We start from the raw sequence: 20,535 nt of genomic DNA, 5'->3' as shown, positions 1-20,535 counted from the left end.
AGGGTGAGGGTGGTGCGGTGATCGCGCTGATCGGGCTGATCGCGGGGGTGGTGCTCGGACTGGTCTTCCATCCGGGCGTGCCGCTGTGGCTCCAGCCCTACCTGCCGATCGCCATCGTCGCGGCCCTGGACGCGATGTTCGGCGGCGTCCGCGCCCGCCTGGAGGGCGTGTTCGACGAGAAGACCTTCGTCGTCTCCTTCGTCGGCAACGCCATCCTCGCGGCGCTGATCGTCTTCCTCGGAGACCAGCTCGGCGTCGGCTCCCAGCTGTCCACGGGCGTGGTGGTCGTCCTCGGCGTCCGGATCTTCTCCAACGCCGCCGCCATCCGCCGGAAGCTCTTCGGCGCATGACCGGCGCCGACGAGCCCCCCGGGCCCGGGTCCGGGCCCCCCGCGAAGCCGGAGAAGGCCGAACCCCGGCCCGGGACGGAATCGGAGAAGGCCGAGGACGGGCCTCAGGCCCCCGGAGAAGCCGGGAAGGGTGAGGTCCCGTCCGCAACGTCCCGAAAGCCCCTGTCGCAGCTCAGCGACATGCTGCGGCCCCGGCTGACCCGCGGCCAGCTGGCGGGCGGCCTGCTCAGCCTGGTGTTCGGGTTCGCCATCGTGACGCAGGTGCAGGCCAACAGCCACGACACCAAGTTCGCCACCGCCCGCCAGGACGAACTGGTCGGGATCCTGTCCGACCTCACCCAGCGCTCCGAGCGGCTGCGCGGCGACCTGCGCGACCTGGAGAACACCAAGGCCGGCCTGGAGCGCGACGCACGCGGCCAGACGGCCCTGGAGGAGGCCCGCCGCCGCGCCGACGACTACGGGCTGCTCGCCGGGACCGTCCCGGCCCAGGGCCCCGGCGTGGAGATCACGGTGACCGACCCGCGCCGCGCCGTCCGCGCCGCCAACCTGCTGGACGCCCTGGAGGAACTGCGCGACGCCGGGGCCGAGGTCGTCCAGATCGGGGACGTCCGCGCGGGCGTCGACACCTACTTCGCGGACGGCCCCGAGGGCGTCCTCGCCGACGGCAGGTTCCTGCCGCCTCCCTACCGCATCCTCGCCATCGGCGACCCGCACACCATGGCCACCGCGCTCGGCATTCCGGGCGGCGTCGTGCGCACGCTGCGTGGTCTCGGAGCCGAGGTGACGGTCACCCCGCGTGCGCGAATGACCGTCAGCGCGGTACGGTCGGGGTAGGGGATCACGGGGGATCGGACCGCGAGCGCGGGCCATGTCGTCCTGCGCGCACGTCCCCGCGGGGCGGATCTGGTCGGGCGCCGGTCATCGAGAGGTGACGGGCGGACGGGTCGGGGCCGTCCGCGCGGCGGCGTAGACCTGCGATCATTGTCGAAGGTAGCGTGGGGGCGGCCGGCCGACCGTTCCGGTTGACCCCCCGGGCCTCACCCGCGTAAGTTGCGGCAACCGTCGCGATGGCGAGTGTCGTGCCGGGAGCACGAGCACCCGGGTCGGGACGGTGACCCGGCGTGGGTTGGACGAAGGATGCGCGTGGCGCGGGCGGCAGCTTTACGGGGGCCGTGGACGCCGCGCCGGAGGTAGGAGGCCGAGCCGATCGATGCCGAGCGTCTACTGCACGCAGTGCGGTCACGCCAACCCGGATGATGCCCGCTTCTGCTCGAACTGCGGCACTCCGTTGACTCGGAGTGGCCAGCAGCCTCCGCCTCCCCGGGAGTCTCCCGGCGAGTCGACCTCGACGATCTCCATCGCCGGGTTCGAGGCTCTCGACATCGAAGCAGGCGAACCGGGGCCGCCCGCCGCGTCCCAGGTCTCCGTCGACGCGCTGCCGCCCGGCACCGCGCTGCTGGTGGTCGAGCGCGGTCCGAACGCCGGCAGCCGCTTCCTGCTCGACAAGGACCGCACCTCCGCCGGCCGCCACCCGGAGAGCGACATCTTCCTCGACGACATCACCGTGTCCCGCCAGCACGCCGAGTTCGCCCGGCAGGGCGCCGGGTTCGCCGTGCGGGACGTGGGCAGCCTGAACGGCACCTACGTCAACCGGCAGCGGATCGACCAAGCCGGTCTGTCCGGCGGCGACGAGGTGCAGATCGGCAAGTTCCGACTGGTGTTCCTGACCAACCCGCAGCACGGCTGAACCGTCCGGCGCGGGCCGCCCGCCCGCGCCGGGAGCCGGTGCCCCGCCCGCGGCGGGCGGCGCACGGCGCGGGAACGGGCGACACCAGGCCGGACGCGGCGACGAAGAGGAGAGTGATGAGCGCGCAGGCCGCCCGGGCCCTGATGACGATCGGGGACGTCCTCGGGCTGCTCCGGGCTGATTTTCCGGACATCACGATCTCCAAGATCCGCTTCCTGGAGGCGGAGGGGCTGGTCGAACCGCAGCGCAGCCCGTCGGGCTACCGCAAGTTCGGTGAGGCCGAGGTGGCGCGGCTGCGGTTCGTGCTGACGGCCCAGCGGGACCACTACCTGCCCCTGCGGGTGATCAGGCAGCACCTGGAGGCGCTGGACCGGGGCGAGACGCCGATGCCGCTCGGCTCCCGCCGTCCGGCGGCCCCCGAGCCGCGCACGCCGGGTGACCGCGCGGGCGAGGCCGGCCCCGCCGCCGAAGGGCGGGCCACGGGCGAACGCGGCCTCGACGGACGAGGCGCCAACGGAAAAAGCGCCGACGGACGAGGTGCCGACGGGCGGGGCGGCGCCGACGCGGCACGCCGTCCACGCACCCTGGTCGCGGCCGACGCGGGGGCCGAGCCCGCCGCCGAGGTCCGGCTCACCCGCCGCCAGCTGATCGACGGCGCGTCGATCACCGAGGCGCTGCTGGCCCAGCTCGAGGAGTACGGGCTCGTCCGCCGGTCCGGGGCCCACTACGACGGCGACGCGCTGACCGTGGCCCGCGTCGTGGCCGCGCTCGGCGGCTTCGGGTTCGAGGCCCGGAACCTGCGCGCGGTGAAGGCCGCCGCCGACCGCCAGGTCGGGCTGATCGAACAGCTCGTGGCGCCCCAGCTGCGGCGACGCAGCCCCGGCGCGCACGAGGAGGCGGCCCGGACGGCCCGCGAGGTCGCCGAGCTGTCGGTCCGGCTGCACGCCGCTCTGGTGTCGGCCGGACTGCGGGAGAGCCTGGGCCCGTGAGCCCCGACGCGCCCGGCCGTTCCGCCGCCCGGAAGGGGCGGCGGGCCCCGGTCGGCGCGATTTGCCCGCCCGTCGCCCGGCCACCCGGAGGCGGGCCGGGTGTACGTTGGCTACAGGGGTCGGCGGGCAGCCGGTCCGGACGAGACCAGACCGAGGCCGCGAGGACCAGCAGGGAGCCGCTGTGAAGCAGATGGAGGTCGTCGGCGTCCGGGTCGAGATGCCCTCCAATCAGCCGATCGTCCTGTTGAAGGAGACGGACGGCGACCGCTACCTGCCCATCTGGATCGGGGCGGTCGAAGCGACCGCGATCGCCTTCGCCCAGCAGGGGGTGCTGCCCGCGCGGCCGCTCACCCATGATCTCTTCCGGGACGTCCTGGACGCGCTGAGCGTGCAGCTGAGGACCGTGAACATCACCGCGCTGCGCGACGGGATCTTCTTCGCCGACCTGATCTTCTCCAACGGGGTCGAGGTCAGCGCCCGCCCGTCGGACTCGATCGCGCTGGCGCTCCGCACCGGCGCGACGATCTTCGCCGCCGAGGACATCCTCGAGGAGGCGGGCGTCGCGATCCCCGACGAGCAGGAGGACGAGGTGGAGAAGTTCCGCGAGTTCCTCGACACGATCACCCCAGAGGACTTCGGCCGCGCGGGCTGACCGTCCGGACGCGGGTCCGGCTTGTGCGTCCGGTTCACCCGCATCGCCGGGTTCCGTCCAGTAGGCTCGAGGTTCGCGCCCGGGTCGGCGGTCCGGCACGCCCCGGCGGCGCGAAAGCGCCGGGTGCCGGGGTGACCTGCAAGGTCATGCCACCACCCGAGTGTTCTTGCACCGGTCCCCGCTTCCCGTTTCCGCACCGGGCGGACGTGGGTAGGAGTCTGGTGACAGCGGAGGTGCGCAGTTTGCCCACGTGAAGCCGGTTCATCCGGGTAGGCGACGCGCCGACGACGAACGTTGACCACACCCTGACCGGCACCTACCGTGCTGGTGGAACACCCGTGGTGTCATTCGTCAAACCCCCTTGACGAAACAGCGCGGGCTGATAGAAGCCGGAGGTCCGCGTGGCGGTGAGCAGCGGCGAGGGCAAGGCGACCCCCGACAGGCGCATGGCGTCCCAGCGCGCCGGAGAGCAGGGTCTGCTCTTCGACACCCGGGTCTCGGCGCCGCCGGAGGACGTCGGCTACCGGGGCCCCACGGCGTGCGCCGCCGCCGGGATCACCTACCGTCAGCTCGACTACTGGGCGCGCACCGGACTGGTCACCCCGAGCGTCCGGGCCGCGCAGGGCTCGGGCAGCCAGCGGCTGTACGGGTTCCGCGACATCCTGGTGCTGAAGGTGGTCAAGCGGCTGCTGGACACCGGGGTCTCCCTGCAGCAGATCCGGACGGCGACGAACCATCTACGCGACCGCGGCGTCGAGGACCTCGCCCAGATCACCCTGATGAGCGACGGCGTGAGCGTCTACGAGTGCACCTCGGCCGACGAGGTCGTCGACCTGCTCCAGGGCGGGCAGGGCGTGTTCGGCATCGCGCTCGGCCGGGTCTGGCAGGAGGTCGAGGGCAGCCTCGCCGACCTGCCGGCCGAGCGCGCCGACGTCGGCGACGATGACGACTCCCACCCGCACGACGAGCTCGCCTACCGCCGCCGCACCCGCCGCACCGGCTGATCTCCCGGTTCGACGCCCGGCACGTCCTCCCGACCTGACGACCTGATCTCTCCGGCCCCTCCGGCCCCGATCCTCCGGCCCGCCTCCCGGCGTGAACGCCGGAATCCCGCGCCCCGTCAGATGGCCTCCTTGCGCTGGAGGTAGGCGAACGCCGCCCAGCCGGGGGCGACCGGCAGCCAGAAGGTCAGCAGCCGGAACAGCAGCACGGCCGAGGTGGCGATCTCCGCGGGCAGCCCGGAGATCGTCAGCGCCAGCGTGAGCGCGCCCTCGACCGCGCCCAGGCCACCGGGCGTCGGCGCGGCCGATCCCAGGGCGTTCCCGGTCAGGAACACCACGACCACGGCCGTCCAGGGCAGGTGGCCGCCGAACGCGCGGATCGAGGCGTCCAGGCAGACCACGAAGGCGGCCGTGATCAGCAGCGTGCCGCCGAGGCTCGTGGCGAGCTTGCGGGGCGACTGCAGGACGTCCACCAGCCGCGGCAGCACCCCGGAGAACATCGACCGGAGCCGCGCGGTCACCAGCCGCCGGACGCGCGGGATGGCGAGCGCCACCGCCACCGGGATCGCGAGCATCAGCAGCACGATCATGATCGTCCGGGACGGCGCGAGGTCGTGGGTCGCGGTCTGCGTGGACCCGGTGATGAACCCGAACACCACCAGCAGGAGGATGTGGACCACCATCCCCAGGAGCTGGGACGCCCCGACGCTGGCGACGGCCGGTCCGGACCGGATCCCGGACTTCTGCAGGTAGCGGGTGTTGAGCGCGACGCCCGTGACGGCGACGGGCGCGACGAGCTTGACGAAGGACGCGGCCACCTGGACGAGGATCGTCCGCCACAGGGGCAGCCGCTCCGGCACGAACCCGATGAGCATGAGCGCCGCCGCGAGGTAGGTGACGGCGGCTCCGGCGGCGCCGAGCGCGACCCACCACCAGTTCGCCCGGTCGCCGATCGTGTCCAACTGCACGCTGGTCAACTGCGGGATGACGATGTAGGCGGCGAAGGTGAGGGCGACGATGCTCACGATCGTCCGGGACCGGAAGCGCTCCAGCCGGACGGGCTCGGTCTCGGCCTCGGGCTCCAGCTCGAGGATCTGCTCGCGGATCCGCGTCAGCAGGCGCCGGTCGTGCCGGACCGCGGTGCGGGTCGCCCGGGTCAGCGCGACCCGCTGCAGCAGCGGGACGGCCGCGGCGAGCGCGCCCTCGCCCAGCACCGGGGCGGCCGTCGCGACGGCGCGTTCGGCGCCGACGCGCAGCGCCAGGGTGGTGAGGAGCTGGGCCCGGTCCAGGCGCAGCACGAGATCGCCCGCGGCGACCTCGCCGACGCCGAGGTCGACCAGGTGGACCAGGCCCCCACCGGACGCCGCCTCGTCCGGGGCGGGCTCGTCCGGGCCCGTCTCGTCCGGGGCCGGGGCGTCGGCCTGGGCGGGGGAGGCGGGACGAGCCGGGCCGCTCACCAGGATGGCGTGGCCCTCCAGGCGGCGGTGGGCCAGGCGCGCGGCCTGGAGGCGGGCGAACTGGTGCCAGATGCCGGTGAGGAGGGCGTCGTCGATCTCGGCGTCGTCCAGCTCGTCCAGCCGCCGTCCCGGGACGTGCTCGTAGGCGAGCAGGGCGGCCTCGGTGCCGACCTCGCAGGTGCCGGTCAGACGCGGGGTGCGGACGTCCGCCGCGGACGCCGCGTAGGCCATCAGGGACTCCTGCTCCAGCGCCCGGCGCAGGGATCGCAGCGGACGGCGGTTCGTGCCGGCGCGCAGGCGCGCCAGCCGCCACAGGCGATACACCAGCCCGGCCGTCTGCTGGTCGCGGTCCAGCACGTTCACCTGGAGCTGCCAGCGGCCCCGGGGGAGTGGACGGCCCGCGCCGTCGTGCGGCACGCCGTCCGGGCCGGGGGCGACCGCGACGGCGTACCGGCGCGGCTCGTCGGCGGACGTGGCGACCTGCCGCGCCGCGACCGGGCGCAGGCCGAGCCGCTCCAGCGCCGCGACGACCGCGGCGCCGGTCGGGCGCGGGTTCGGCGTGCCGACCGCGTACAGCGTTCCGTGGCCGATCGCCTCGCCGAGGAAGTAGGTGGCGGCGAGCGCCGAGACCGAGGCGTAGGACGCGGTCAGCCCGGTGAGCGCGGCCAGGCCGATCATGGTCCAGGCGGCGATCTGCCAGCGGGTGCGGCCCGCCATCCCGACGGCGGCGACGAACGCGATCACCGGCGCGATGTCGGTGTGCACGACGGCGGTGCCGGAACTGCCCCAGATCAGGGCGTCCAGCAGGCCGTTCGGGGCGGCCGGGACGACCCAGTCGTTCATCGCCACGGTCAGCCCGAAGGTGATCATCGCGGCCAGCACCGCGATCGCCACCCGGACGCCGTCCCGGTTGAACAGGCGTTCGACCGCGAAGGCGGTGGGGACGGCGAGCACCCCGAAGCTGGACGCCAGCGTGGCCAGCGACAGCAGCCAGCGGGGCGCGTGCGCGGTGCCCTCGACGATGTCGGTCTGGAGGCCGTGCGTGGTCTGCTGGGCGATCGTCACCAGCAGCATGACGGCGCCGAGGCCGGCCAGCGCGGTGGCGAACCGGATCGCGTCGCCGGAGCGGCGGATGCGCTGCGGCGAGGGCGGCTCCTCGACCCGAGCCGGCCCCGCCTCCTCGCCCGGGTTCGCCTTGTCGCCGCCCGGGTTCGCCTCGTCCACGGCCCTGTCCGACGCTTCCTCGCCTGGGTCCGGCGCGTTCTCGCGCGGGTCCGTCCCGTCCTCGGGGACGCCGGGATCGGGCCCGGTCCGGTCCGAATCATGTTCGGTCCGCGCCGCGCCGTCCTGGGTCCGCGTCACGCCATACCGCCGTTCCGTCGTCGTCCCCGCCCCCGCGGTTGTGGGTCCTCCCGACCGTGAGCTGCGAATATCGTACTTTCTCCGGCGGACGCGGCGGGGGAGGCCCAGGTCCGCCACGCCGACCCGGCCGGTCCCCCGTTGAGGGAACGCCCGGTGGGCCGCCGGGGTTCCGGTCACGTCGCGGAGAGGGGGTCCGCCGCGTTCGATCGTGCTCTGTATTGGATAGAGTTTTTCCCACAGGAAACGCCGCTGACCCTGCGCGGGAGAGATTCCACGCCGCCAGTGTGGAACGCCGAAGGGGCAAACCTCCCCGGAACCTCTCAGGCAAAAGGACCGCGCAGACGAGGCACCTCTGGAAAGCAGGCGAGCGCGCCCGGAAACGGGGACGGGCCGTCTCACCGAAGGGGAAATTCCGCGCGTGCGCGGGGGAAGCTCTCAGGTGCCACGACAGAGGGGGAGACCGTCACCGGCCGGCCGGGCCGGGGACGCCCTGAGCGACCGCTTTCGCAGCCCAGGAGGCTCTCCCCAATGACCGCCCAGTTCTTCGCACCCGTGGCCTCGCCACAGACCCCGCGGACGGCCTTCGCCGACCGGCACATCGGCCCGTCCGGCGACGAGCGGTCCCGGATGCTGGCGGCCATCGGCTATTCCGGCGCCGAGGCCCTGATCGACGCGGCGGTCCCGGAGGCCATCCGCACGCACCGTCCGCTGGCGCTGCCGCCCGCGCTGTCCGAGCCGGCCGCGCTGGCCCGGCTGCGTGAGCTCGCCGAGAAGAACGCCGTGCTCACCTCCATGATCGGGTTGGGGTACCACGGCACCCACACGCCGGGCGTGATCCTGCGGAACGTGCTGGAGAACCCGGGCTGGTACACCGCCTACACGCCGTACCAGCCGGAGATCTCGCAGGGCCGCCTCGAGGCGCTGCTGAACTTCCAGACCGTGGTCGGCGACCTGACCGGCCTGCCGGTGGCGAACGCCTCCATGCTGGACGAGGGGACCGCCGCCGCCGAGGCGATGGCCCTGGCCCACCGCGTGGGCAGGCGCAAGGAGCCCGGCGCGTTCCTGGTGGACGCCGACGCGCTGCCGCAGACGATCGAGGTGATCCGCACCCGGGCCGTCCCGCTGGGCATCGAGGTCGTCACCGCCGACCTGTCCGCCGGGCTGCCGGAGGGCGACTTCTTCGGCGTGCTGGTGCAGTACCCGGGCGCGTCCGGCGCCGCCCGCGACCTGACGCCGCTGGTGGACGCGGCGCACGCGCGGGACATGCAGGCCGTGGTGGCCGCCGACCTGCTCGCGCTGACGCTGCTGCGGTCCCCGGGGGACAGTGGCGCGGACATCGTGGTCGGCTCGGCGCAGCGGTTCGGCGTGCCTTTCGGCTTCGGCGGTCCGCACGCCGGCTACATGGCCGTCCGCGAGGGCATCCAGCGGCAGATGCCGGGCCGCCTGGTCGGCGTCTCGGTCGACATCGACGGCAAGCCCGCCTACCGGCTGGCGCTCCAGACCCGCGAGCAGCACATCCGGCGGGAGAAGGCCACCAGCAACATCTGCACCGCGCAGGTGCTCCTCGCGGTGATGGCGAGCATGTACGCGGTCTACCACGGCCCGGAGGGCCTGGCCGCGATCGCGCAGCACGCGCACGGCCAGGCGGTCACGCTGGCCGCCGGACTGCGCGAGGGCGGCGTCGAGGTCGTCCACGAGCACTTCTTCGACACCGTCCTCGCCCGCGTCCCGGGCCGCGCCGCCGAGGTCGTCGCGGCCGCCCGCGAACTGGGTGTGAACCTGCGCCTCGCGGACGCCGACCACGTCGGGATCGCCTGCGACGAGACCACCACCGGCGAGCACGTCGCGGCCGTGTGGCGGGCGTTCGGCGTGGAGGGCGTCGCCGAGACCCCGGCCGGGGACGCGCTCGACTCCCTGCGCCGGGAGAGCCCGTACCTGACCCACCCGGTGTTCCACGCGCACCGCTCCGAGACCGCGATGCTGCGCTACCTGCGCCGCCTCCAGGACAAGGACATCGCGCTCGACCGGTCCATGATCCCGCTCGGCTCCTGCACGATGAAGCTGAACGCGACGACCGAGATGGAGCCGATCACCTGGCCGGAGTTCGCGAACATCCACCCGTTCGCGCCGGTCGACCAGGCCGCCGGGTACGTCGAGCTGATCGGCGAGCTGGAGGGCTGGCTCGCCGAGATCACCGGCTACGCCAAGGTGTCGGTGCAGCCGAACGCCGGTTCGCAGGGCGAGCTGGCCGGGCTGCTGGCGATCCGCGGTTACCACGCCTCGCGTGGCGAGGAGCACCGCAACGTCTGCCTGATCCCGTCGTCCGCGCACGGCACCAACGCCGCGTCCGCGGTGATGGCCGGGATGCGGGTCGTGGTCGTCAAGTGTGACGACGGCGGCAACATCGACGTGGACGACCTGCACGCCAAGCTCGCCAAGCACGGCGACGCGCTGGCCGCGATCATGGTGACCTACCCGTCCACGCACGGCGTGTTCGAGGAGTCCATCACCGAGGTCTGCAAGTCCGTGCACGACGCGGGCGGCCAGGTCTACGTGGACGGCGCGAACCTCAACGCGCTGGTCGGCCTCGCCCGTCCGGGCGAGTTCGGCTCGGACGTGTCGCACCTGAACCTGCACAAGACCTTCTGCATCCCGCACGGCGGCGGCGGCCCGGGCGTGGGCCCGGTCGGCGTCCGCGAGCACCTGGCGCCGTTCCTGCCGTCCCACCCGCTGCGCGCCGAGGCCGGCCCGCAGGACACCGGCGTCGGCCCGATCTCGGCGGCGCCGTGGGGCTCGGCGGGCATCCTGCCGATCTCGTGGACCTACATCGCCATGATGGGCGCGGACGGCCTGCGCTCGGCGACCGAGGGCGCGATCATCGCCGCCAACTACCTGGCGGCGAAGCTGTCCCCGCACTTCCCGATCCTCTACACCGGCCGGGACGGCCTGGTGGCGCACGAGTGCATCGCCGACCTCCGCAAGATCACCAAGGAGACCGGGGTCACCGCCGAGGACGTCGCCAAGCGGCTGATCGACTACGGCTTCCACGCCCCGACGCTGTCGTTCCCGGTCGCCGGGACGCTGATGATCGAGCCGACCGAGAGCGAGGACCTCGCCGAGCTCGACCGGTTCGTGGACGCCATGGTGGAGATCCGCCGGGAGATCGAGGCCGTCGCCGACGAGACCTTCGACCGTGAGGACAACCCGCTGCGGAACGCCCCGCACACCGCGGACAGCCTGCTGGCCGAGGACTGGAAGCACGCCTACACGCGTGAGACGGCCGCGTACCCGCTGCCGTCCCTGCGCGAGGGCAAGTACTGGCCGCCGGTCCGCCGCATCGACCAGGCGTACGGCGACCGCAACCTGATCTGCTCCTGCCCGCCGCCGGAGGCGTTCGAGGACTGAGCCGTCCTCGCCTGAGGGCAGGGCGAGGGCAGGCAGGGCGAGAGCAGGGTGAGGGCCCGTTCCCGGGACGTCCCGGGAACGGGCCCTTTCCCGTCCCCGTTTGTGATCTACAACGTAAAGGGCGTGGCCCGGCGACACGCCGGAGGCATGATCAAGTCCGGGTGTGTCGGGGCGGGACGCGGAGGCGGCCGGATCGCTAGGCTCGGCACCGCCGAACCCCGACCCCCAGAGGGCAGTAGACGATCATGAACGACACGCCCGGACAGGCCGCGCCGCGACGGTCGGCTGAGGCCGCGTCAGCCGAGTCAGCCGACCCGCGGGACGGCGGGCCGGGGGGAGCCGAGGCCGACCAGGCGGCGGAGATGTGCGAACGGGCGCGGCGGCTCGCCGAGGACGGCGAGTCCGACCGCGCGGCGACCTTGTTCGGGGAGGTGCTCGCACTCGGCGACACCCCGCACCGGGCTCGGGCCGCGCTCGGCCTCGCGGTCGTCCTGGACGACTCGGGCGACATCGCGGGCGCGCGCGAGGCCGATCGTGCCGCGATCGCCACCGGCGACCCCGAGTACGGCGCGCGCGCCGCCTACCACCTTGCGCTCACCCACGAGCGCGCGGGGGAGCACGACGAGGCCGAACCCGTCTGGCGGATCGTGGTCGACTTCGCCAACCCCGCCTACCTGCCGCCCGCACACCTGGCCCTGGCACGGCTCGCCGACGACGCGGGCGACTTCGACCGCGCCCGCGGGCACTGGGAGGACGCGGTCGCCACCGGCGACGCCGAGTACGGGCCACTCGCCGCGCACGACCTCGCCCAGCGGCTGCTGGAACGCGGCGAGCCGGCCCGCGCGCAGCGGGTGCTGACCGCCGGGCTGAAGCTCGTCGACCGGGAGGCCGCGCCGCACGCGCACTCGCGGCTCGCCGTGGCGCTCGGCATCGCCTGCCTCGACCAGGCCATCGGCGCGTTCGGCGCGGCGCTGGGCGCGGACGGCGAGCCCGCCGACCCGGAGGTCGGATCGCTCGCCACGGAGCTGCTGGCCCGCACGCTGCCGCTGCGCGGCCGGGACGGCGAGGCCCGCGAGGCGTGGCGGCGCGGCCTGACCGACCCGGCGGTCTCGGCGCAGGTCCGCGCCCGGCTGCGGCGCGAGTTCGGCGCGGACGACGGTGACGACCCGGCCGAGCTGTGGTGGGAGCCGCTCCTCGAGCAGTCCGTCGCCGAGGGCACGCTGCCCGCCCTGGCGGGAGAGGCGTTCGGCGCGCTGGACCACATGTACGCGCTGCTGGCCGTCCGGTACGCGGCCGAGCCCGCCGACCGCCGCCCCGGCGAGTCGCACGAGGTGATCGGCGGCGCCGTCCGCGTGCCGTCGGACTACGCCTGGGGCCCGCTCCTGCACGAGAGCTTCGCCGAGCGTCTACGCCTCGCGATGGGCCCCACCGCCGTCCTCCCACCCGGCTGGCCCGACGCCTGACATCCGGCGCCGGTGCTCAGCGCTTGGTGTCCGGCGCCTCAGTGCCTGATGTCCGACGCCTGAGCCTGGTGCCTGGCAGGCGTCGTCCGACGTGTGAGGGCTGACGCGCGGCGTCCGGCGGCGGGGGCTAGGCGGCGATGTCTCGTTGGGCCACGATGTTGGTGATGCGGACGCGGACCAGGCACTCGCCGGGGACGGCGTTGCGCTTGCCGTATTCCTCGGCGCGGTCCTCGCCCATGTAGCGGGCGCCGATCGCGGTGGCCCAGCGCAGCATCTCGTCCTGGTCGGTGTCGAGCGCGGCCACGCCGCTGATCACGACGAACGAGTAGGGCGCGACCTGGTCGTCGACCGCGATCGACACGCGGGGGTCGCGCTTGAGCGCGTGCGCCTTGATGCCCTTCTCGGCGGTGTTGAACAGCAGGTCGTCCCCGTCCAGGAGGAACCAGATGGGGGTCACGTGGGGGGATCCGTCCTTGCGGATCACGCCGATCTTGCCGGTGCGCGTCCCCGAAAGGACGAACGCGCGCCACTCGTCTGTCGTCATCTCCATGATCCACATTGTGGCGGACGGAGGGCGGGGACGAGGCCGGGTGCGCGGGCCGCTACGGTGAGCGACATGGAGATCATGACGGCGCACGGGGCCGCCGAGGTGACGGTGGACGAGCCGCGTGCGGCGGAGGGGGCGGCGTTCCTGCTGGTGCTGACGCACGGTTCGAACGGCGGGGTGGACGCGCCGGACCTGCTGGCCGTCCGGGAGGTCGCGCTGGGGCTCGGCGGGGCGGTCGCGCGGGTGCTGCAGCCGTTCCGGAAGGCCGGGCGCCGGGCGCCCGGATCGGCGGCGCGGCAGGACGAGGCGTGGCTGGAGATCGTCAAGCTCGTGCGCGACCGGTTCGGGGACGTCCCGCTCGTGCAGGGCGGGCGGAGCAACGGCGCGCGGGTGGCGTGCCGGACGGCCCGGGAGGCGGGCGCGACGGGCGTGGTGGCGCTGGCGTTCCCGCTGCATCCGCCGGGGAGGCCGGAGAAGTCGCGCGCGGACGAGCTGCGCGGCGCGGGCGTGGACGTGGTGGTCGTGAACGGCGACCGTGACCCGTTCGGTGTCCCGGACGCGGCGGACGCCGCCGAGGTGGTCGTCCTGCCGGGGGAGCGGCACGACCTGAACAAGAACCCGGCGGCCGTGGGTGAGGCCGTGGAGCCCTGGCTGCGCCGCTGGGCGCGCGCGGCGGGCTGATCGGCCCCGTCCAGGGCTCCGGGCCTCAGGGGGCCGGCCTGACCCGTCCAGGGCTACCCAGACCCCGGGGGTGAGGCGGTCCCGGACATGACTGAGCCCCGGCGTCTTGGCCGGGGCCCTTGCTTCTTTCTCTCCTGGTGCCTCCGGGGATCACCCGGAGCGCCCGTTGGGTGGCTGACGCCCCCGAGGAAGATCACCCGTTCGGACTAGTCCCCCGTACGAGACTGGTCAGGCGACCGCTCCGACACCGAGGTCGGTGGGGCGGTGCGGGGCGACGATCTTCCCGTCGGGCAGCAGTTCACCGGTGTCCTCGAAGATCACGACGCCGTTGCACAGCAGGCTCCAGCCCTGTTCGGGGTGGTTGGCCACGGTTCGTGCGGCGTCGCGGTCCGGCCCGTCAGAGGTGGGACAGTGCGGTTGGTGTGGGCACATCGGCGTGCCTCCGGTCTCAGGTGCTCGATGGGTGGTGCTCTTCTGTCTGACGCATCCGAGTGTGGATCGGTTCGGCCCTGGGCGGCCATAGCCCGAAGGGACGATTGTCCGGTGGTACCTCGGTACCGCCGGAGTGTGATCGGCCTCACCCTCAGGTGCAGGTGATCAGACTGCCCGCGAATCCGTCTCGGCAAGAGCACGAATCTCCGTCCGATGCGTAAAGTTCCTCCCGATTCGTCCGGACAGGTGTCCGGGACCGGCCGCGTGTCCGGCTCGGGATGCGATCGTTTCCCCCCGGCGGCCGGGGGACCGAGCCCTACGATTGCCCCCTGGGATGGGCCCGACCCAGGGGAGGTGAGGCCCGGATGCGCGTTGCGCTGTTCGTCGCCTGCGTCGACGACGCGATGTTCCCCGGGACGGGCCGCGCGGTCACGTCCCTGCTGGAGCGGCTCGGGCACGAGGTGGTGTTCCCGGCGGGGCAGACCTGCTGCGGGCAGCTGCACTGGACGACCGGCTACCGGCGGGAGGCGGCCGGGCTCGCGCGGCGGTTCACCGGGGTGTTCGCCGGGGCGGGGACGGTCGTGACGCCGTCGGCGTCGTGCGCGGCGGCGGTCCGGTCGTCCTATCGGAGCATGGCGCGGGCCGCCCGCGACCCGGAGCTGGAGCGCGACGCCGCCGGGCTCGAGGTGTACGAGCTGACCGAGTTCCTGGTGGACGTCCTGGGCGTGACCGACGTCGGCGCGGCGTTTCCGCACCGTGTGGCCTACCAGCCGACCTGTCACGCGTCGCGCGCGCTGGGCGTGGGCGACCGCCCGACGCGGCTGCTGCGCGCGGTGAAGGGGCTGGAGCTGGTCGAACTGCCCGCGGCGGGGGAGTGCTGCGGGTTCGGCGGCGCGTTCGCGGTGAAGAACGCGGACGTGTCGGTCGCGATGGTCGCCGACAAGGTCCGGCACGTCCGGGACACGGGCGCCGACGTGCTGTGCGCGCTGGACAACGCCTGCCTCGCGCACATTGGCGGCGCGCTGTCCCGGCTGCGGGCGGGTGTCCGGGTGGCGCACCTCGCCGAGATCCTGGCGTCCACGGGGGAGGACGCATGAGCCTCCGCGAGGGGGAGGGCGAAGCGGAGGCCCCCGACCATCCCGCCCCTCCCGAACGAGGTTCGGATGTGTCCGGCGGGTTCGGGCTCGGGACGCTGCTGAGGCTCGTGGGCGGGCAGCAGGGGAGCACGGCCCGGAGGCGCGGGCAGGACGGGAAACCCGTCCTGCCGAGGTTCGCGGAGGCCGCGCGCGAGGCGCTGGCGGACGCCGGGGCGCGGCATGACCTAGCCGAGTCCGTCGGGACCGCGCGGGACCGGCTGGCCGCGGCGACCGGCGAGCCGTCCGACTGGGAGGAGCTACGGACGGCGGGGGCGGCGATCCGCGACCGGGCGCTGCTCGACCTCGGCACCCACCTGGAGGCGTTCGAGCGGGCCGTCACGGACGCGGGCGGCACGGTGCACTGGGCGCGGAACGCGTCCGCCGCGCGCCGGATCGTCGCCTCGCTCGCCGAGGACGGCGGCGGCGAGGTCGCGGTCGCGGACGGGCCCGTCCTGCGGGAGGTCCGGCTCGCGGGCGCCCTCGCGGAGCGGGGGATCACCGTGCGCGACGCCGCGGGCCCGGAGGGCCGCGACCGGGTGCGCGCCGCGCGCGTCGCCGTCACCGGGGCCGACTTCCTGGTCGCTGACAGCGGGACCGTGGTGCTGCTCGAGGCGGACGGCGCGGCCCGCGCGTGCCTGACGCTGCCGGAGACGCTGGTCTGTGTCGCGGGGATGGACCGGGCCGTCCCGAGCTGGGCCGACATGGAGGTCCTGCTGCAGCTCCTCCCGCGCACGGCGGGCGGGGACCGGCTCAGCCCGCAGGTGTCGGCCTGGACGGGCGTGGTCCCGGGGGACGGCCCGAGCGAGGTGCACGTCGTGCTGGTCGACAACGGCCGCACCCGGATCCTCGGCGACGAGGTCGGGAGGGAGGCGCTGCGCTGCATCGGCTGCGGCGCCTGCTCGGCCGTGTGCCCGGTGTACGAGCGGGTGGGGGACCGGCCCTACGACCCGGGCGGAACGGGCCCGTCCGGGCCGATCGGCGCGGTCTGGACGCCACTGGCGCGCGGTGTCGATCGTGCGCGGACGGCTTCGCTGCCGTTCGCGTCCACGCTGTGCGGGGCGTGCGCGGAGGTCTGCCCGGTGAAGATCGACATTCCGGGGCTGCTGGTTCATCTGCGCGGCGAGGTCGTGGACGCGCGCCGGAACCGGTCAGTCCCGACGCCGGAGCTGGCGGTGATGCGCGGCCTCGCCTGGACGATGGCCGACGCGCGCCGGTTCGAGGCGGCGGTCGGACGCGGCTCGCGGTGGGCGCGGCTGGTGGCGCGGGGCGGGCGGATCCGGCGCCTGCCCGGCCTGCTCGGCCGCTGGACCGAGGCGCGCGACCTGGCCGCCCCGCCCGCGGAGAGTTTCCGGTCCTGGTGGCGGCGCCATGAGGCGGCCCGGCGGAGGAAGGGGTGACCGCGCGGGATGAGGCGCCGCGCCGGGCGGCCGGGCCGGACGAGGAACCGGCACGGAGGACGGCGCGGGACGGGGTCCTGCGGCGGGTGCGGGGGGCGCTCGGCGCGCCGCGCCGGACGCCCGTTCCGGTGCCGCGCGGGTATCTGACCCGGTTGACCGGGCCGGAGGCCGCGACGAGGGCGGACGTGGTGGCGTTGTTCACCGAGCGGGTCGCGGCGCTCGGGGTGGCCGTCCGGCACGTCGGCGCGGACGAGCTGGCCACGGCGGTCGCGGCCGTGCTGTGGGGGTGGGAGGCCAGGCGGATCGTCGTGCCGTCCGACCTGCCGTTCGGGTGGCTGGCCGAGCTGGACGGCGTGCGCGCGCTGGCGGACTCGCCCGTGCTCGACGTCCCGGCGCTGGCGGGCGTGGACGGCGTCGTCACCGGCTGCGCGGTCGCGGTCGCCCAGACCGGGACGGTCGTGCTCGACGGCGGCCGCGCGCAGGGGCGCCGGGCCCTGACGCTCGTCCCGGACCGGCATCTGTGCGTCGTGCACGCCGACCAGGTCGTGGGCGCCGTTCCGGAGGCGGTGCGCCGGCTGGATCCGGCCCTGCCGCAGACGTGGATCAGCGGCCCGCCGTCCGCGTCGTCCCCGGGCGGGCCGCCGCACGGGCCGCCGCACGGGCCGCGCACGCTGGGGATGCTCGTCGTCGACGACTGATGGCCCGCGCCGACGACTGACGGCCGCGCCGACGACCGTCGGGTGCGGGCCGTCAGCCCGGGTTGACCCCGGTGAGGACGAGTGCGAGCCCGGCGGCGAAGCGGGCCTCCCAGTCCACGGGCGGCTCGCCGGGTTCGGCGCGGACGTCGCCGCGGGTGTCGCGGACCTCGAGCGCGACGTGCCCGATGACGAAGCCGAGGAGGCTGTGGGCGGCGACGGCGGCGGGTTGTTCGGCGACGCCGCCGAGCCGCAGGTGTTCGCGTAGCGAGCCGAGCGTGTCCGCGAGCGCGGCCGGGTTGCGGTGGGTGACCAGGAGCGGCAGGACGCCCGCGTGGTCGAGCAGCCGGGCGCGGTAGGCGCGTGCCCAGACCATGAGGCCCTCCCTCCATCCCAGGTCGCCGGGCGCGGCGGCGGGCATCGCGCCGACGTGCGCGACCAGGTGGTCGAGCAGCTGCTCCTTGCCGCGGGGGAGGTGGTGGTAGATCGCCATGGCCTCGACCTCCAGCGCGTCGCCGAGGCGGCGCATGGTGAGCCGGGCCAGGCCCTGGCCGTCCACGATGTGCAGCGCGGACTCGATGATCCGGTCGGTGGTGAGGGGCGGGCGGTGCTGCGCGTTGATGCTCGGCTGCCGGACCATGACGGTGCCTCCTGCTCCGCGGGGACGGGCGATGACGGAGATCACCTTACTGCGTAAAGGTGCCGAACCCGGTGTCCGGAGTCACAACCGGCGTGTCCCGAGCGTACGCTGACCCTTGGCCGGTCACGGAGATCGGCGCAAGGACGCTTGAGCAATGAGCACGAGGTTCGAGGAGCACCACATGCCGCTGGGTCGCGGGATCAGCAAGGACGTCGCCGCGCGGATGGAGGAGGACCGGCGGCTGGCCGGCACCTACCAGGACCGCCTCGCGGACGCCACGGCCGCCGAGACCGCGCTGCGGACCGCGCAGGCCGAGGGCCGCCCGGCAGGCGAGATGAAGGCGCTGGACGTGGCGTTCGACCAGGCCCTGACCGTCGCACTGGAGGCCGCCCTGGCCGCCGAGCGGGTCGAGATGGGCCCGAAGGTCTACGTCTCGGAGGGGCAGGACGCGACCGCCCACCGCGCCGCCGAGATCGCCGAGCGCAAGGCCCGCGCGCGCTGGACGGTCCGTCCGTGGACCGAGGAGGCCGACCGGCTCCGCACGGCCCGTGAGACCCACCGGCTGAGCTTCCGCGGCGGCCGGGGCGTCGCCGTGGTCTGAGGCCCGTCCTCCCTTGCGGGCATCCCGGGCCGGGCGGTGCGTCCGGCCCGGACGTGTCCTTCGAGGTCGCGCGGTGGGGCGGTGGGGCGTGTCGAGGTGAGCATTTGACGCGCCCTAAGCCGACAACACAGCGACGCGGAGTGGCACCGGAGAGTGAACTTTGAAATCCTCCCCTCTCGGGGAGCGCGCCGGGGGTTCCGCCCGGGACGGGAGAAGAGACCGGACCGGGGCGGACGAGGGCGGCCGCCGGAGCCACGGGGGGCTTTCACGAACGCGGGGGGAATGCAGGTGGAGCGCACGCCGCCGGACCGGGAACGGGTCCTGGAGCGCTATCAGGACGGGGTGCGGGCGATCCGCGACCTGGCGGCGAGGGTGCACGACTGGACGGCTCCGACCCCCTGCGCCGAGTGGCAGGTGATGGACCTGGCCGGGCACCTGCGGTGCGTGGCCGAGAGCTACCTGGAGTACCTGCAGGACGCGCCGGACAGCCGCCTGGCGAAGCTGTTCGCGCAGGACGCGGCGTCCGCGGTCCTGATCCGGCAGCAGGCGCGGCAGAACGCGGCCGAGCTCGCGGTGCTGCCGCCGGAGCGCGGCGAGGGCCGGATCACCTCGTTCACGGTGTCGGCGGGCGCCTACGCCGACCTGATGCCGGACATGTGGGACCGCACGCACCTGGTCTACCGGGGCACCAAGTACACCGTCGGCGACCATGCGGGCGCGGCGTGCGTGGAATGGCACCTGCACGCGTGGGATCTGGCGCGCGCGATCGGCGCGGACTATCGCCCGGAGGATCCGGAGCTTCTGGTGTCGGCGTGGCACTGGGGCGTGCCGCATCTGCCGCTGTCGTCCGTCCCGGAGGCGGAGCGCGGGGACGCGTGGGAGGCGGTGCTGTGCGCTTCGGGCCGGAGTCCGGGCTGGCCGGAGCCGTCGGCGGCGTGCCCCCAGCCGCGGCGCCGGGCGCGTCAGCCCCGCCGGTCCCCGGACGGCGCGCCGTCCTCGGAGTCGTCGCGGGCGGCCTCGTCCCTCTAGCAGGCGTGCGGTGTCACGGGCCGTGCCGGGGTGTCAGCGGGCGGCGGTCTGGAGTGCGAGTCGTCGCAGGGCGTCGGGGTCGGGGGCGTCCGGCGGGGCGTGGAAGGTCGTGAGGCACTGGTCGGGGTCGTCCGCGAGGCGGAAGGACTCGAACGCCAGGAGAAGCTCGCCCGCCACGGGATGGTGAAGACGCCGGGTGCCGTGGCCGTTCTCCTTGACGTCGTGCCGGGCCCACAGGGCGCGGAACTCCGCGCTCTCGGCGGACAGCTCCTCGACCAGTGCGGACAGGCGCGGATGGTCGGGGAAGCAGCCCGCGTCGAGCCTCAGCGCCCCGACCGTGTCCGTGGCGAGGGCGTCCCAGCCGGTGAACAGCTTCCGGTGGTCGTCGCTGAGGAAGACCAGGCGGGCGAGGTTCCGGTCGTCCGGTGCGAGGAGTTCCCAGTCGCCGAAGAGGGCCGTCGCCATCGGGTTCCAGGCGAGCAGGTCCAGGAAGCGTCCGGTGACGTAGGCGGGGACGGCGTCCATGGCGGCGAGCAGTTGCCGCAGCGGTTCGCGCACCTGCTGCCGGGACGGCACGGCCCCGGCGTTCCGGCGGTTCCGGGCGAGCCGGCGCAGGTGGGCGTGCTCGTTCTCGTTGAGGCGCAGGGCGCGGGCGAGCGAGTTCAGGACCTCGGCCGACACGTTGGGGCCGTGGCCCTGTTCCAGGCGGGTGAGGTAGGCGACCGAGACGCCCGCGAGCTGGGCGAGTTCCTCGCGGCGCAGGCCGGGGACGCGCCGGTGCCGTCCCGTGTCGGGCAGGGCGACGTCCTGAGGCGTCAGGCGGGCGCGGCGGCTGCGCAGGAAGGCGCCGAGCTCGCCGCCGGACGGGTTCTCCATGCCGTCCATTATCCGTGTGGCCGACCGGGCGGTGATCCTGCCACTGCCGGACGTAGGCACGGTGGAGGGCTGGGTG

19 protein-coding genes and 2 riboswitches are annotated in these 20,535 nt (G+C 74.4%); of the genes, 14 read left to right on the top strand and 5 right to left on the bottom strand.

The window, feature by feature from the left end:
• Window positions 1–17: 17 nt before the first annotated feature.
• The 6 genes from AB0L06_RS07245 to AB0L06_RS07220 all read left to right on the top strand — a co-directional run bounded on the left by AB0L06_RS07245 (window position 18) and on the right by AB0L06_RS07220 (window position 4,741).
• Complete coding sequence (locus AB0L06_RS07245; protein ID WP_500230037.1) at window positions 18–350, top strand: small basic family protein; 333 nt, start codon at window positions 18–20, stop codon at window positions 348–350.
• Entirely contained in the window at window positions 347–1,183 is an 837-nt protein-coding gene (locus AB0L06_RS07240; protein ID WP_500230036.1) for a DUF881 domain-containing protein, read from the top strand. The genes AB0L06_RS07245 and AB0L06_RS07240 overlap by 4 nt, the downstream gene beginning before the upstream one ends.
• Before the next feature lie 376 nt (window positions 1,184–1,559).
• Entirely contained in the window at window positions 1,560–2,096 is a 537-nt protein-coding gene (locus AB0L06_RS07235; protein WP_500230035.1) for an FHA domain-containing protein, read from the top strand.
• Between the two features lie 116 nt (window positions 2,097–2,212).
• Complete coding sequence (gene ftsR / locus AB0L06_RS07230) at window positions 2,213–3,085, top strand: transcriptional regulator FtsR (RefSeq protein ID WP_500230034.1); 873 nt, start codon at window positions 2,213–2,215, stop codon at window positions 3,083–3,085.
• Window positions 3,086–3,266: 181 nt separating this feature from the next.
• Entirely contained in the window at window positions 3,267–3,737 is a 471-nt protein-coding gene (locus AB0L06_RS07225; protein ID WP_122199963.1) for a bifunctional nuclease family protein, read from the top strand.
• Window positions 3,738–4,138: 401 nt separating this feature from the next.
• Window positions 4,139–4,741: a MerR family transcriptional regulator gene (locus AB0L06_RS07220; RefSeq protein ID WP_500230033.1), complete on the top strand. Its 603-nt coding sequence runs from the start codon at window positions 4,139–4,141 to the stop codon at window positions 4,739–4,741.
• Window positions 4,742–4,857: 116 nt separating this feature from the next.
• Here the strand turns inward: AB0L06_RS07220 and AB0L06_RS07215 are convergent, their stop codons facing one another.
• Entirely contained in the window at window positions 4,858–7,557 is a 2,700-nt protein-coding gene (locus AB0L06_RS07215; RefSeq protein WP_500230032.1) for a flippase-like domain-containing protein, read from the bottom strand.
• Between the two features lie 250 nt (window positions 7,558–7,807).
• Window positions 7,808–7,903, top strand: a riboswitch (glycine riboswitch).
• Window positions 7,904–8,018, top strand: a riboswitch (glycine riboswitch). It abuts the riboswitch before it with no gap.
• 67 nt (window positions 8,019–8,085) lie between these two features.
• Here AB0L06_RS07215 and gcvP point away from each other — a divergent pair.
• Together gcvP and AB0L06_RS07205 are read left to right on the top strand one after the other, a co-directional pair.
• Entirely contained in the window at window positions 8,086–10,962 is a 2,877-nt protein-coding gene (gene gcvP, locus AB0L06_RS07210) for an aminomethyl-transferring glycine dehydrogenase (RefSeq protein ID WP_500230031.1), read from the top strand.
• 245 nt (window positions 10,963–11,207) lie between these two features.
• Window positions 11,208–12,425: a tetratricopeptide repeat protein gene (locus AB0L06_RS07205; RefSeq protein ID WP_500230030.1), complete on the top strand. Its 1,218-nt coding sequence runs from the start codon at window positions 11,208–11,210 to the stop codon at window positions 12,423–12,425.
• A gap of 127 nt (window positions 12,426–12,552) precedes the next feature.
• Here the strand turns inward: AB0L06_RS07205 and AB0L06_RS07200 are convergent, their stop codons facing one another.
• Window positions 12,553–12,975 carry a PPOX class F420-dependent oxidoreductase gene (locus AB0L06_RS07200; RefSeq protein ID WP_500230029.1) on the bottom strand — a complete coding sequence of 141 codons (423 nt, stop codon included), beginning with the start codon at window positions 12,973–12,975 and terminating at the stop codon, window positions 12,553–12,555.
• A gap of 66 nt (window positions 12,976–13,041) precedes the next feature.
• Here AB0L06_RS07200 and AB0L06_RS07195 point away from each other — a divergent pair, with 66 nt between their 5' ends.
• The gene (locus AB0L06_RS07195; RefSeq protein ID WP_500230028.1) at window positions 13,042–13,653 is read left to right on the top strand and encodes an alpha/beta hydrolase family protein; all 612 of its coding nucleotides are present in this window, start codon (window positions 13,042–13,044) and stop codon (window positions 13,651–13,653) included.
• 228 nt (window positions 13,654–13,881) lie between these two features.
• Here AB0L06_RS07195 and AB0L06_RS07190 read toward each other — a convergent pair whose 3' ends face one another.
• Entirely contained in the window at window positions 13,882–14,085 is a 204-nt protein-coding gene (locus AB0L06_RS07190) for a DUF5999 family protein (RefSeq protein ID WP_500230027.1), read from the bottom strand.
• 365 nt (window positions 14,086–14,450) lie between these two features.
• Between AB0L06_RS07190 and AB0L06_RS07185 the strand changes: the two genes are divergently transcribed.
• Genes AB0L06_RS07185 through AB0L06_RS07175 form a run of 3 tightly spaced genes read left to right on the top strand, consistent with a single transcriptional unit; the run spans window position 14,451 to window position 17,316 of the window.
• Window positions 14,451–15,182: a (Fe-S)-binding protein gene (locus AB0L06_RS07185; RefSeq protein ID WP_500230026.1), complete on the top strand. Its 732-nt coding sequence runs from the start codon at window positions 14,451–14,453 to the stop codon at window positions 15,180–15,182.
• A complete protein-coding gene (locus AB0L06_RS07180) occupies window positions 15,179–16,618 on the top strand; it encodes an LUD domain-containing protein (protein ID WP_500230025.1) in 1,440 nt (479 codons plus the stop codon). Before AB0L06_RS07185 ends, AB0L06_RS07180 begins: the two co-directional genes overlap by 4 nt.
• A complete protein-coding gene (locus AB0L06_RS07175) occupies window positions 16,615–17,316 on the top strand; it encodes a LutC/YkgG family protein (RefSeq protein ID WP_500230024.1) in 702 nt (233 codons plus the stop codon). Before AB0L06_RS07180 ends, AB0L06_RS07175 begins: the two co-directional genes overlap by 4 nt.
• 52 nt (window positions 17,317–17,368) lie before the next feature.
• On the opposite strand, the gene AB0L06_RS07170 is transcribed toward AB0L06_RS07175, so the two are convergent.
• A complete protein-coding gene (locus AB0L06_RS07170; protein WP_500230023.1) occupies window positions 17,369–17,953 on the bottom strand; it encodes a TetR/AcrR family transcriptional regulator in 585 nt (194 codons plus the stop codon).
• A 154-nt stretch (window positions 17,954–18,107) separates the two neighbouring features.
• On the opposite strand from AB0L06_RS07170, the gene AB0L06_RS07165 reads away from it, so the two are divergent.
• Window positions 18,108–18,554: a plectin gene (locus tag AB0L06_RS07165; protein ID WP_500230022.1), complete on the top strand. Its 447-nt coding sequence runs from the start codon at window positions 18,108–18,110 to the stop codon at window positions 18,552–18,554.
• 288 nt (window positions 18,555–18,842) lie between these two features.
• Window positions 18,843–19,583: a maleylpyruvate isomerase N-terminal domain-containing protein gene (locus tag AB0L06_RS07160; RefSeq protein WP_500230021.1), complete on the top strand. Its 741-nt coding sequence runs from the start codon at window positions 18,843–18,845 to the stop codon at window positions 19,581–19,583.
• 33 nt (window positions 19,584–19,616) lie between these two features.
• Here AB0L06_RS07160 and AB0L06_RS07155 read toward each other — a convergent pair whose 3' ends face one another.
• Window positions 19,617–20,459: a helix-turn-helix domain-containing protein gene (locus tag AB0L06_RS07155; RefSeq protein WP_500230020.1), complete on the bottom strand. Its 843-nt coding sequence runs from the start codon at window positions 20,457–20,459 to the stop codon at window positions 19,617–19,619.
• Window positions 20,460–20,535 lie beyond the last annotated feature (76 nt).

The organism is Spirillospora sp. NPDC052269, assembly GCF_040679435.1.
Lineage (GTDB): Bacteria > Actinomycetota > Actinomycetes > Streptosporangiales > Streptosporangiaceae > Spirillospora.
The sequence above is the reverse complement of the archived record's forward strand: the minus strand, read 5'-3'. Positions and strand labels throughout refer to the sequence as shown.